At 70.9% G+C, this 13162-nt stretch carries 9 protein-coding genes; 6 read left to right on the forward strand and 3 right to left on the reverse strand.

Annotated elements, in window-relative coordinates; translation table 11 throughout:
- Nucleotides 1-4: 4 nt before the first annotated feature.
- Nucleotides 5-1879, forward strand: a complete 1875-nt coding sequence (locus QSK26_RS22240) for an anthranilate synthase family protein (RefSeq protein ID WP_285777153.1) — start codon at nucleotides 5-7, stop codon at nucleotides 1877-1879.
- Between the two features lie 96 nt (nucleotides 1880-1975).
- Here QSK26_RS22240 and QSK26_RS22245 read toward each other — a convergent pair whose 3' ends face one another.
- Both QSK26_RS22245 and QSK26_RS22250 read right to left on the reverse strand, forming a co-directional pair.
- Nucleotides 1976-2419: a pyridoxamine 5'-phosphate oxidase family protein gene (locus tag QSK26_RS22245; protein WP_285777154.1), complete on the reverse strand. Its 444-nt coding sequence runs from the start codon at nucleotides 2417-2419 to the stop codon at nucleotides 1976-1978.
- A 37-nt stretch (nucleotides 2420-2456) separates the two neighbouring features.
- Complete coding sequence (locus tag QSK26_RS22250) at nucleotides 2457-3845, reverse strand: NDP-hexose 2,3-dehydratase family protein (RefSeq protein ID WP_352244373.1); 1389 nt, start codon at nucleotides 3843-3845, stop codon at nucleotides 2457-2459.
- A 498-nt stretch (nucleotides 3846-4343) separates the two neighbouring features.
- Here QSK26_RS22250 and QSK26_RS22255 point away from each other — a divergent pair, with 498 nt between their 5' ends.
- Together QSK26_RS22255 and rfbB are read left to right on the forward strand one after the other, a co-directional pair.
- Nucleotides 4344-5396, forward strand: coding sequence for a glucose-1-phosphate thymidylyltransferase (locus QSK26_RS22255; protein ID WP_352244376.1), 1053 nt, complete (start codon nucleotides 4344-4346; stop codon nucleotides 5394-5396).
- Nucleotides 5393-6367, forward strand: coding sequence for a dTDP-glucose 4,6-dehydratase (gene rfbB / locus QSK26_RS22260; protein WP_285777156.1), 975 nt, complete (start codon nucleotides 5393-5395; stop codon nucleotides 6365-6367). Before QSK26_RS22255 ends, rfbB begins: the two co-directional genes overlap by 4 nt.
- Nucleotides 6368-6439: 72 nt before the next feature.
- Here rfbB and QSK26_RS22265 read toward each other — a convergent pair whose 3' ends face one another.
- Nucleotides 6440-9727, reverse strand: a complete 3288-nt coding sequence (locus tag QSK26_RS22265; RefSeq protein WP_285777157.1) for an ATP-binding protein — start codon at nucleotides 9725-9727, stop codon at nucleotides 6440-6442.
- 259 nt (nucleotides 9728-9986) lie between these two features.
- Between QSK26_RS22265 and QSK26_RS22270 the strand changes: the two genes are divergently transcribed.
- The 3 genes from QSK26_RS22270 (at nucleotide 9987) to QSK26_RS22280 (ending at nucleotide 13063) form a co-directional block, all read left to right on the forward strand.
- On the forward strand, nucleotides 9987-10532 hold the full coding sequence (locus tag QSK26_RS22270) for an NADPH-dependent FMN reductase (protein WP_285777158.1): 546 nt from the start codon (nucleotides 9987-9989) through the stop codon (nucleotides 10530-10532).
- A 227-nt stretch (nucleotides 10533-10759) separates the two neighbouring features.
- Nucleotides 10760-12190 carry an alpha-L-fucosidase gene (locus tag QSK26_RS22275; RefSeq protein WP_285777159.1) on the forward strand — a complete coding sequence of 477 codons (1431 nt, stop codon included), beginning with the start codon at nucleotides 10760-10762 and terminating at the stop codon, nucleotides 12188-12190.
- Between the two features lie 39 nt (nucleotides 12191-12229).
- Entirely contained in the window at nucleotides 12230-13063 is an 834-nt protein-coding gene (locus tag QSK26_RS22280; protein ID WP_285777160.1) for a phytanoyl-CoA dioxygenase family protein, read from the forward strand.
- The last annotated feature ends 99 nt before the right edge of the window (nucleotides 13064-13162 follow it).

Raw genomic sequence — 13162 nt, forward strand, 5'->3', positions numbered from 1 at the left:
ATCCGTGAGCCCGCACCCGCTCGACCTGGCACTGGCACCGCAGCCGCCCGCCTTCGCCCTGCTCCACCGGCCGGAGACGACCGGCCCCGGCATGGTGGACGTCATCGTGGGCGACGTGTCCACCCCGAGCACGCTGGCCGGGCTGCCGCTGTCCGACAGACCGGGGGAACCGACCGGTCCCCGCCATGACGTGCTGGCGGTGATCCCCTATCGGCAGATCGCCGAACGCGGCTACGCGTGCGTGGACGACGGCGCGCCGCTGATCGCGCTGACCGTCACCGACTCGGCCACGGTGCCGATCGGCACGCTGCTCGCCCGCATCCCCGAGACGGAGATCCGGCTGTCCGGCGGACGCTTCGACGTGGACGACGAAACCTACGCCGAGACCGTCCGGGCGGTGATCGAGAACGAGATCGGCCGCGGCGAGGGGTCCAACTTCGTCATCAAGCGCTCGTTCGTCACCGAGATAACCGGCTACACCCTGCACAGCGCGCTGGTGCTGTTCCGCCGGCTCCTGGAGCGCGAGTCCGGCACCTACTGGACGTTCATCGTCCACACCGGTGACCGGACCTTCGTCGGCGCCACCCCGGAACGGCACATCAGCCTGCGCGACGGCACCGCCGTGATGAACCCGATCAGCGGCACCTACCGGTATCCGCCGTCCGGCCCCACCCTGCACGAGGTCATGGACTTCCTGGCCGACCGCAAGGAGGCCGACGAGCTCTACATGGTGGTCGACGAAGAGCTCAAGATGATGGCCCGGATCTGCGACCTGCGGCTCCACGTGGAGGGCCCGTACCTCAAGGAGATGGCCAAACTCGCGCACACCGAGTACTTCCTGCACGGATGCAGCACCCGCGACCCGCGGGAGATCCTGCGCGAGACCATGTTCGCCCCCACCGTGACCGGCAGCCCGCTGGAGAACGCCTGCCGGGTCATCAGCCGGCACGAACCGCAGGGCCGCGGCTACTACAGCGGCGTCGTCGCGCTGATAGGCAGCGACGAGCACGGGGGCCGCACGCTCGACTCGTCCATCCTGATCCGCACCGCCGAGATCGACCGCGGCGGCCGGCTGCGGATCGGCACGGGTGCCACGCTCGTACGCCACTCCGACCCGGCCTCCGAGGTCGCCGAGACGCACGCCAAGGCGGCGGGGCTGCTCGGGGCGTTGCAGGCGAACGGGCAGCGGTCGCTGGGCGAGCACCCCGAGGTCCGGGCCGCGCTGGAACGCCGCAACGCGGCCATCTCCACGTTCTGGCTGTCCCGGGGCTCGGAGAAGATCCGCCTCGACCAGACGCTGGCCGCCCGCCGGGTCCTGGTCGTCGACGCGGAGGACACCTTCACCTCGATGCTGGACCACCAGCTCCGCTCGCTGGGGCTGTCGGTGGCGGTCCGGCGCTTCACCGAGCCCCGCGACTTCGACGACTACGACCTGGTGGTGATGGGGCCGGGCCCCGGTGATCCCTGCGACCGGGCACACCCCAAGATCGCTCACCTGTACGCGGCGGTGCGCACGCTGCTGGACGAGCGGCGGCCGTTCCTCGCGGTGTGCCTGAGCCACCAGGTGCTCGCCGCGATCCTGGGCTTCGACCTCGTCCGCTGTCAGGTGCCCAACCAGGGGCTGCAACGGGAGATCGACCTGTTCGGCGCCCGGGAGCGGGTGGGGTTCTACAACTCCTTCACCGCCCACAGCAACAGCGACAAGGTGGAGGTGGCCGAGACGGGGCTGGTCGAGGTGAGCAGGGACATCGCGACCGGGGAGGTGCACGCGCTACGCGGGCCGCACTTCGCCTCGATCCAGTTCCACGCGGAGTCGCTCCTCACCACCAACGGCAACCAGATCATCGGCTCGCTGTTGAGGGACGCGCTCGGTACCTGACCCGGAACGTCGTAGGTGCGAAGACGACCGGCCCCGCCACGATCGGGGACGAGCGAGGCCGATCGCACCGGACGACGTTCCGGGCCCGCGCTGTGCCTACAGTTCGGCGAACTCCGTCGTGGCGTCGTAGGTGAGCCACCGTTCCGGCCGGATCCTGACGAGGACCATGTCGTCTATGTACTCCTTGGTCGCCGCGATGTACCGCTCGGCCAGGTTGGGTTCGAGATAACGCATCGCGCTCGCCTCGTACCAGTCCATGGAGACCGACTCCTCGATCGAGACCGGTCCCTCGACGGACACGTACTGGAAGGGAACCTCCTCGGTCTGCACGAGGAAGGAGCATCGGCCCGCCACCCGGAGCAGGGCGAGCTTCCGGGTGTCGCCCCCGGTGGCGAACTCGATCTCGCCACCCGGCTCGTAGCGGTAACTGACCGGCACCGCCAGCGGCGCCCGTCCGCCGGGACGGGCGACGCTCACCACCCCCACGTGCACATCCGCCAGAAACCGCTCACGCTCCGACACGTTCATTCTCGATGACAACGATCTCTCCTCACTGAATCGTTTCGAGGCCGCCGGATCACCACCGGACCGCCCGGGTGTTGAAGCAGGCCAGAAGGGTCCTCGCCTGAACGTTCACGTAGTGCGGATGCCGGACCAGCGAGTTGAGCTGACCGGGCGTCACCCAGCGGAACCCGGTGGGCGGCGTGAGCGGCACCTGCGTCTCGTCCACCTCGATCACCAGGTACCGGCTCTCGGCGTTGCGGAAGCGTCCGCCCTCTTCGCTGAGCACGGCCTGGTACCGGATGCGGGCCGGGTCCGCGGACAGCGCCAGGTCCACGAACGGAGGGCGGGCCTCGGCGGCGAGGTGGGCGTAGTTGGCGGGGATGTACTGGATGGTGGGCCCCAGCTCCAGCGTGTCGAGGAAGCCGCCCTCCACCCTGGCGTGCACGAGCACGTGCGGGACCCCGCCGATCCGGCGGACGAGGAAGGCGACGACCCCCTCGCCGCAGGGTTCGAAGAGCGGCTGCGTCCAGCCGGTGACCTCCCGGTTGCCGCCGCGCACCGAGACCGCCACGACCCGGAAGTGCCGGCCGTCCTCACGCTCCATGGCGGAGTCGCCGCGCACCCAGCCCGGCACGGCGGACAGCGGGACCGGCTCGGCCGACACCTGGTGCCGGGAGCGCTCCGCGGTCAGCCAGGACAGCAGGTCGGCGTCGGTGTGCATCACGGCCGACGGCCCGCACCCGACCGGGGCGCAGGCGAGCACCGTGCGGGAGTCCATGTTCACCACGTTGTCCAGGGTGAGCAGCTCGCCGAGCTGGCCGAGGGTCAGCCAGCGGAAGTCCCCGAGGACGGGCACGTCGCCGAACACCTCGACGATCATGTTGCGGTTGCGCTTGCGCAGGAACCACGCGCCGTGCTCCGACTGCAGGACGTCCGCGAGCACCCGGCCGTGCCGGTCGGGATCGGTGAAGTACTCCAGGTACTTCACATCCGCGCCCTGGTGGGCCCTGGTGTAGTTGCTGCGGGTCGCCTGGACGGTCGGCGAGAGCTGGACCACGTTCGGGTTGCCCGGCTCCATCTTGGCCTGCATCAGGAAGTGCAGGACCCCGTCGAACTCCTTGGCCAGGATGCCGAGGATGCCGACCTCGTGCTGCCTGATGATGGGCTGGTACCACTCGGGGACCAGGGCTCCGCCGGTGGTCACGTGCAGCCCTTCGACGGTGAAGAACCGCCCGCTGCGGTGGACCAGGTTTCCGGTGCCCGTCTCGAAACTCCAGCCGTCCAGCTCCGCGAACGGGATCCGCTCGACCGAGAACCCGGCGGCCCGGGAGCACTCGGCGATCCAGCCGGCGACCTCCTCGGTCCGCATCCGGCGCCCCTCGCGATCGGCGGCGGACCGCGCCATCCGCGCGGGGAGGTCGAGATCCTCCCGCGGCCGCAGGCCGGAAGACTCTGCGCGCACCTGAGATCCCTTCATAATAGAAGATGATCTATAAATCGCGCAGAATAAGCAAAGGCGCTCCGGAAGTCTGTCAGGTCGCAGCCCCGCGAAATCGCGCGGCGACCGCCGGCGGCACCCGGACGGCAGATCGCGGGAGCCGAATCTGACACACTCCGCCGCAAAGTCCGAAGGGCGCCTCCCCGGTCGGCCTATATTGGTGCCGGTATCTCTGATCAGCACACGCGTTAACGTGTCCAATTACGGTGCGCGAACGCATTGAAGCCTTTCGGCCCCAGGTGTCCGCGCACGCGGGCGTCCGGTGCGCGATCCCGGTTCACGACCCCGTGACCAGGGCGTCTACCCGGCCGCCGTCTCCCACCGGGGCGGCGGAAGCGGTTGGAAGGGTGCACTCCGATCGGCGGGACCACAGGTGCCCGCCGCACCGAGTTTTTCGCCCGGAGTCAACGTTCCAAAGGAACTCTTCGGGCTTTCTGAGAGGGGTCGTTCGTGAAGGCTCTGGTGTTGGCGGGCGGGTCGGGGACCCGCCTTCGGCCGTTCAGCCACTCACTCCCGAAACAGTTGATCCCCATCGCCAACAAGCCGGTCCTGGAACACGTGCTGGGCAACATTCGTGACCTCGGGATCACCGATATCGGGGTAATCGTGGGAGACCGTGCCGGTGACATCGTCAATGCCATCGGCGACGGCACCCGGTTCGGCGCCTGGGTCACCTACATCTCCCAGCCGGAACCGCTGGGCCTGGCCCACTGCGTACGGCTGGCCCGGGACTTCCTCGCCGACGACGACTTCGTGATGTACCTGGGGGACAACATGCTCCCCGACGGGGTCGCCGACATCGCCAGGGAGTTCATGGCCACGCGGCCCGCCGCCCAGGTGGTCGTGCACAAGGTGAGCGACCCCGAGTCGTACGGCGTCGCCGAGCTGGCCCCCGACGGCGCCGTGGAGCGCCTGGTCGAGAAGCCGAAGGAACCCAGCAGCGACCTGGCCCTGATCGGCGTCTACTTCTTCACCCCGGCCGTCCACACGGCGGTCGCGGCCATCGAACCGAGTGACCGCGGCGAGCTGGAGATCACCGACGCGATCCAGTGGCTGGTCGAGAGCGGACACGACGTCAGGGCCCGGGAGTACACCGGTTACTGGAAGGACACCGGCCGCGTGGACGACGTCCTGGAGTGCAACCGTCGGCTGCTCGACGGGTTGCGGCCCGCCGTGCTCGGCCAGGTGGACGACGCCAGCGTGCTGACCGGGCAGGTCGTCGTCGAAGCCGGCGCCCGGGTGATCCGCTCCCGTATAGAAGGGCCCGCGATCATCGGCGCGGGCAGCCTGGTGGAGGACAGCCACGTCGGCCGGTACACCTCCATCGCCCGCGACTGCGAACTGCGGCAGGCGAGCATCCGCAGCTCCATCGTGCTGGAGTCGGCCACCATCACCATGCTGCACGACGTCTGCGACTCGCTGATCGGCCGGTCGGCGTCGGTGGGCTCGCCCGACGGCGGCGCCGGGCACCGCCTGATCGTCGGCGACCACACCCGGGTGGAGGTCGCGGCATGAACCTCCTGGTCACCGGCGCGGCCGGGTTCATCGGCTCGACGTTCGTGCGCACGCTCCTCGACGACGGGTACCCGGAGCTGGCCGGCGCCCGGGTCACCGCGCTGGACAAGCTGACCTACTCCGGCAACCGGGACAACCTGCCCGCCGACGGGCCACGCCTCACGTTCGTGCACGGCGACGTGTGCGACCGCGAGCTGCTGCGCCGGGTGCTTCCCGGGCACGACGCCATCGTGCACTTCGCGGCGGAGACGCACGTCGACCGGTCCATCGAAGGGGCAGACGAGTTCTTCCGCACCAACGTGCTGGGCACCGACACGCTGCTGAACACCGCCCTGCACTGCGGCATCCAGCGGGTGGTGCACGTCTCCACCGACGAGGTGTACGGCTCCATCGAGGAAGGGTCGTGGACCGAGGAGCGGCCGCTGCTGCCGAACTCCCCCTACGCCGCCTCCAAGGCGAGTTCCGACCTGGTGGCGCGGGCGTACTGGAGCACCCACCGGCTCAACGTCTCGATCACCCGGTGCTCCAACAACTACGGCCCCTACCAGCATCCCGAGAAGCTCATCCCGCTGTTCATCACCAACCTGCTCGAAGGCGAGCACGTGCCGATCTACGGCGACGGCTGCAACGTGCGCGAGTGGATCCACGTCGACGACCACTGCCGCGCCGTGTACCTGGTGCTCACCCGCGGGCGCTCGGGCGAGGTCTACAACGTCGGCGGCGGCAACGAGCAGACCAACCTCGCCGTCACCGAACGGCTGCTGGAACTCTGCGGCGCGGACCGCTCGGCGATCCGCATGGTGCCCGACCGCAAGGGCCACGACCTGCGGTACTCGGTCGACGACACCAAGATCCGCCAGGAGCTCGGTTACGAGCCGCGGATCCCCTTCGAACGCGGCCTGGCCGACACCGTCGCCTGGTACCGGGGCAACATCGGGTGGTGGAAGAGCACGAAACACGCCGCCGGGTGACATCCGGGAAGGTTCGCGCGGCCGGGGTGAGCGTGCGGCGCTCCCCCGTTCCGGGCGTCCCGCGCGGGCGGGCTAGAGCAGGTCGTCCTCGCCGAGGCGGGTGACGCAGGCGAGCTGCCTGACCAGTTCGCCGGGCTCCAGCGCGGCGCCCAGCTCCAGCTCGGCCTCGAACTCCTCCGCGTTCAGCACCGCGCGCACCGCCGTCGTGGTGCGCTCGATGTCACCGCGCTCCGCGGCGGGCAGCGGCACGCCGACCGACTGCCTGGCCGCGCCGGCGGCGCCGAGCAACCGCACGGCGTGCCGATGGTGACCGGCCAGGGCCTCCGCCCCGGCCAGGCCCTCCAGGGCGAGCGCGATGGCCCGCGGGTCCCGTGACGCGCGCGCCGCGGCGAAGCCGTTGAGCTGCAACGTCAGCGTCGCCCGCACCTCGCCGCGCAACTCGGCGATGTACCCGAGCTCGGCCATGATGAGCGCCACGCCGCCCGCCTCCTCGGAGGCGATCCAGTCCAGCACGTTGCGCAGGTGCCGCTCCGCGGCGTCGAGCCTGCCCTCCCTGCGCGCCCCCAGCCCCAGCCCCAGCTCGGCGTACTTCTCCCCGTAGGCGTCGGACTGCCCGGCGGCGATCCGCATCGCCCGCTCGTGGAACTCCCTGCTTCCCGCGTGGTCGCCGGTCAGCATGGCGACCCGGCCCAGGCCCGACAGCTGCCACGCCACCTCGGGCCACAGGCCGAGGTCCTCGGCGACGCGTAACGCCTCCCGATGCAGCCGGGCGGCCCGCTCGTAGTCCCCGACGACCACCGCCAGCGTCGCGAGCGGGCTGGTGGCCTGGACCTGCCCCCACAGGTCGCCGAGCGCGCGGAACATGCGCAGGCTCCGCCCGCCGTCGCCCTCGACCACCGCCAGGTCGGCGCGCATCAGGGCGTGCCAGGTGCGCAGGCTGAGCACGGCGGCCACCCCCCACTGATCCCCCAGGGCGCGGAACCCGGCGGTGGCCCGCTCCATCAGATCCCGGCTCACCGCCTCCTCCCCCATGTTGGACAGGGCGAAGGCCACGAACCACTGGGCCCTGGCCCGGTCGGCCGGCTCGTCGATCTCCTCGCAGTGCCGCTGCGCCGACTTGACCAGCTCCACCGGGAAGGAACCGGCACGCATGATCAGCGTGATGCCGGCGTGCCACACCGTGACCTTGGCCCGCAGGGCGACCGGCGCGGGGCCGTCGATGGCGAGGGCCGCGCCCAGCGCCCTGCGGCATTCGCGCAGCCGGCCTCGCAGGTACCGGTACCAGGCCGTCGCGTCGGCCAGCCGCAGTGCGAGCTGCGCGTCCCTGCGCCGGGTCGCGGTCTCCAGCGCGTCGCGCAGGTTGGAGGTCTCCTCGTCCAACCGGCGCAGCCATTCCCGCTGGCGGTGCCCGCGCAGGTGCGGGTCGGCCCGCTCGGCCAGCTCCGTGTAGTGGCGTGCGTGCCGGTCCCGCACCCACTCGGCCTCCCCGGCCTCCGCCAGGCGCTCGGCGCAGTAGGCGGCCACCGACTCCAGCAGCCGGTACCGCGGACCGCCCGCCTTGCTCTCCGCCACGGTGACGAGCGACCGGTCGACGAGGCGGGCCAGCAGGTCGAGCACGTCCCCGGCGGCGACGCCCGCTCCGGAGCACACCGCTTCCGCGGCTTCCAGCGAGCAGCCGTCGGAGTGCACGGACAGCCGGCGCAGCACCGTGCGCTCGGGATCGGACAACAGGTTCCAGCTCCAGTCGATGGTCGCCCGCAGCGTCCGCTGCCGGGCCGGGGCCCTGCGCGCCCCGGACGAGAGCAGCCGGAACCGATCGTCCAGCCGGTTGGCCAGCTCCCGCACCCCCAGCGCCCGCACCCGGGTGGCGGCGAGCTCCAGAGCCAGCGGGATCCCGTCCAGCCGCCGGCAGATCGCCGCGACCGCGGGCGCGGTGTCGCCGTCGAGGACGAACCCCGGGGCCGCGGCGGACGCCCGCTGCACGAACAGCCGCACGGCGCTGCTCTCCTCCAGCGCCGCGGGCTCGGTCTCGGCGCCGGAGTCCGGCAGGTCGAGCGGCGGCACCGGCCACAGTTGCTCACCCGGCACGCCCAGCGGTTCCTGACTGGTCGCCAGCACCCGCAGCTCCGGAGCGGCCCGCAGCAGCAGCCCGGCCACCTCGGCGACCCCGTCGACCACGTGCTCGCAGTTGTCCAGGACCAGGAGCACCCGCGCGCCGCGCAGCGCGCCGGTCAGCCGGCCGATCAGCTGGCCGGACCCGCCCGCGGCGGAGCCCGCCACCGCGTCGTCGCGGATGCCCATGACCTCGGCCACCCCTTCGGCCACCGCCTCCGCCACCGCCGTCGCCGTATCCGGTACGGCGTGCCGCCCGCGCCCGGCCAGCTCGACGATCCACACGCCCTCGGGGTAGGCGCCGACCAGTTGCGCGGCCACCTCAAGGGCGAGGCTGGTCTTGCCCACGCCGCCGGGTCCGGTGAGGGTCACCAGCCGACCGGCGCCCAGCAGGGAGACGACACCGGTGACCGCCTGCGACCTGCCGATCAGCTCGGTGACCGACGCCGGCAGGTTGGACCGGTGGTGCGCCGCCCGGGGGCCGGGGGCGGGCGCCGGCTCCAGCGCCGGGTCCTGCTCCAGGATGGCCTGGAACAGCGCCGCCAGGCCGGAGCCGGGGTCCAGCCCCTGCTCGTCGCGAAGTCGTCTGCGCAAATCCTGATAGCTCTGCAGCGCCTCGCTCTGCCGTCCCGAGCGGTACAGCGCCCGCATCTGGGCGGCGCGCAGCCGCTCGCGCAGCGGGTGCAGGGCCACCAGGTCGGCGAGCTCGCCCACCAGCAGGCTGTGCTCACCGAGGTCCAGCCTCGCCTCGGCCTGGACCTCCAGCGCGGTCAGCCGCTGCTCCTCCAGGCGGGCGATCACCGGCCAGGCGAACTCCTCGTCGGCGAAGTCGGAGAGCGCCGGGCCCCGCCACAGGGCGAGCGCCTCGGAGAGCAGCGCCGCCCGCGCCCTGGCCTCCCCGGTGGCGTGCGCCCGGCCCAGCAGCCGCTGGAAACGCACGGCGTCCACCGAATCCGGCTCCGTCTGGATCAGGTAGCCCGAGGGACCGAACACGACGAGGTCGCGCCCGCCGGACTCGGCCTCCTCCAGCGCCCGGCGCAGCTGCGACACCTTCGCCCGCAGCGCGCCCCCGGGTTTGCCCGGCGGGAACTCGCCCCACAGATCTCCGATCAGCCGGTCGACGGCCACCGGCCGTCCCTCGTGCAACAGCAGATCGGCGAGCAACGCGCGCACTTTCAACTCAGGGACCCGGACCGCCCGCCCGTCGTCGGTCCACACCTTGAGCGGTCCCAGCACCCCGAAGCGCATATGACCAAGGTAACTCAGCGGAACGACAAACCTACGGCGAAGATCAGAACCCGCCCGCCGGCATATCCGGCCACTCCCGTCCGGATATGCCGCGCGACAGGAAAACCGGATATGCCGCACGGCAGGAAAAAGGCGATGGTCTGCCATGCATCTGCTATCCCACAGCCAGGGTGAACGTTCCTACAGTGAGGCTCCGACCGATACCCGGAACAGCCAGGCCGGAGGGGAGACGATGCGGACCAGGGTCCTTCGACTGACTGTGATCATCGGAAGTGTCAGAGAGGGACGGTTCGGACCGACCGTCGCCCAGTGGTTCGTTGATGCGGTCCACCAGTTCGGACAGTTCGAGCTCGACGTCATCGACCTGGCCGACGCCCGGCTGCCGTCGGTCATCACCGGCGAGGCCCCGCCCGAGGTGACGGCGTTGCAGCCGCGGATCGCCGAGGCCGACGCCTTCGTGATGGTGACCCCCGAGTACAACCGCGGCTATCCGGCGTCCGTCAAGACCCTGATCGACTGGTACGTCGAGGAATGGCGGGCCAAGCCGGTCGGGTTCGTGTCGTACGGCGGCAGGGGCGGCGCGCTGCGTTCCGTGGACCACCTGGGGTCGGTCTTCAGCGATCTGCACGCGGTGCCGCTGCGGGACACGGTCAGCTTCCACAGCGTGGAGACGCAGTTCGATTCCGCCGGCCGGGTGAGAGCACCCGAGGAGTGCGGCCTGGCCGCCAAGACGCTGCTCATGCGACTGCTGTGGTGGTCCACCGCGCTCAGCGACGCCCGGGCCGCCCACCCTTACCAGACCTGAGCACCCGCCGAGCATTTATCCGGCCGATAAACGACGCCTTTTCGGAAAAGGGAATTCGATGGGACGCGGCGGGCCGGGACGCATCGGACGAGCCGTCCCCGGCTTTTCTCCCGAAGGTGACACAGTCGGCGGCGGATGCAAATCCCGGTAACGGCGCAAACCTACGATAGGTCCAACGGTGCCCAGGCTGCGCGCAGCATGCTGAACGACGAACATCTGGATGAACCATGGAAGCGACGAGCACGAACAAAGCGAACGACCGGGTGCCCCTATGGTTCGACGATGCCAAACTCGGAATCATCATTCACTGGGGATCCGCCGCGATTCCGGCCTATGCGCCGATGCGGAGATCGCACGTTCCCGACCCGTTCGTCGACGCGGACGCCTATGAGCGCGTGGAGTCCACGACCTGGTGGCGCACCGATCCGGACGCGATGATGTACCAGAACGCGCTGGCACTGCCCGGAAGCGCGGTCGCGCGCTACCACGCGGAGACCTACGGAGACCTGCCGTACGAGGCGTTCGTCGAGCGGTTCCGCACCGAGACGATCCCCGGCTGGGACCCCCGGCCCTGGGCGGAGCTGTTCGCGCAGGCCGGGGCCCGCTACGTGGTCTTCAGCGTCAAGGCCGAGGACGGCTTCCTGCTCTGGCCGAGCGACCACCCCAACCCGCACCGCAAGGACTGGCAGTCCGACCGGGACGTCGTGGGCGAACTCGCCGACGCCGTGCGCGGGCACGACATGCGTTTCGGCGCCTACTACAGCAGCTGGGACTTCTCCTTCTCCGACCCGCCGGTCCACGACCTGAAGTCCGCGATGGTCGCCGTGCCCCAGGGAGCCGACTACCGCGACTACTTCGTCGCGCAGTGGCGTGAGCTCATCCGGCGGTACCGGCCGTGCACCCTGTGGAACGACTACGGCATGTCCCCGCCCGGCACCGACCTGACGGAACTGTTCTCCTGGTACTACGAGCAGGTTCCCGACGGGCTGGTCAACGATCGCTTCGATCTGCCCAAGCAGACCAGCGGGGAGATTCCCGCCGACTACGTCACGCCGGAGCGGACCACGGTGGGCCCGGAAGGGCGCCGCTGGGAGGCGCTCTGGCCGCTGAGCCAGAGCTACTGCTACAACCGGCAGGAGACCGACGCCGATCACATCAGTTCCACCAAGCTGATCCACTGCCTGGCCGACATCGTGGCCCGCGGCGGGAACATGCTGGTCAACGTCGGCCCCACCGGCACCGGGGCCATTCCGTGGGCCGAGTCCCAGCGGCTGCTCGCGCTGGGCCACTGGCTGCGGACCGACGGTGAGGCGATCTACCGGACCCGCCCCTGGACGACCGCCGTCGGGATCACCGACGAAGGCATCCAGGTGCGTTACACCAGCACCTCCGAGGCGGTGTACGCCATCGTCCTCGGTACTCCACGAACCGCGGCGGTCGGGCTGGACGTCCGGCTGGCGCCCGGGGCCGAGGTCCAGCTCGTGGGCCGGGCGGGAACGCTCCGCACGACGGACTCCCCGCACGGGACCGTCGTCGAGCTGCCCGCGCCCCTCGACCAGCGCCCCGCGTTCACCATCCGGATGACCCCGCCGGGCACCGTGCGCCCTTTCGCCGGCGCGGCCGGGACGACGGCACCGCGGGCGGAGAACTCACATTGAGGCACGGCACACGAAGGGAAGGGCTTGGCAATGCAGGTCATGAGTGAATCGACGGCGCCGGGGATGTTGTCGGACCAGGCGGTGGCCCGGTATCACGACCAGGGATTCCTGCACGTCCCCCAGTTGCTCACCCCGGCGGAGGTCGCGGAGTTCCTTGAGGAGGGGAAGAGGCACTTCGCCCTGGAAGAGGCGCGGACGCACGGCCCCAACGAGGGGGTCAGGACCCACGAGCTCGACGAGGGGCTCGTCGTGGAATGGGTCAACCACGCCGGGCTGGACAACGACGTCCTGCGCAGGCTGTCGTGCCACCCGCGGATCGCCGAGGTGGCCGAGACGCTGGCGGGCGGGCCGCTCCGGCTGTTCAAGAGCGACCTCTACCGTAAGAAGGCGGAGTCGACGCTCACGCCCATCCACCACGACGAGGTGTTCTTCCCGTTCAGCGCCAGGTCGGCGCTGACCGCCTGGGTCGCCCTGGTGGACGTGCCGGCGGAGAAGGGGTGCCTGAGCTTCATCCCCGGCTCCCATCGGGTGGTCGTGCCCCCGTCGGCCGACAAGGACCCGATGGACGCGCTCGTCGAGGCGGAGGACCCCTTCAGCCGGTGGCCGGAGCTCGCCTACCAGCCGTTCGTCACCGTCCCGGTGCGGGCCGGCGACGTCACCTTCCACCACGGCCGGATCGCGCACTGGGCCGGCGCCAACAGGACGGACTCGACCCGGTTCTCCCTGATCACGATCTACATGGACGCCGCCGCCACCTTCCAGGCCACGTCCATCCACAACCTGCTGAACCCCGACGACCCGGACCTCGGCGGTCACCGGCCGGGTCAGCAGCTGGACGGCGACCGCTTCCCCCTGATCGCGAACGGCGGATAGCGGGCTCAGGACGGCGCCGCGCCCGACCGCGTCTCTCCCCGCCGTGAGGCGCCTGGGACGCCCCGGGCCCGGCGGTCCGCCCGAGGGTCACGCGAACCG

The sequence above is a fragment of the Microtetraspora sp. NBRC 13810 genome (assembly GCF_030268685.1).
Classification (GTDB): Bacteria; Actinomycetota; Actinomycetes; order Streptosporangiales; family Streptosporangiaceae; genus BSRQ01.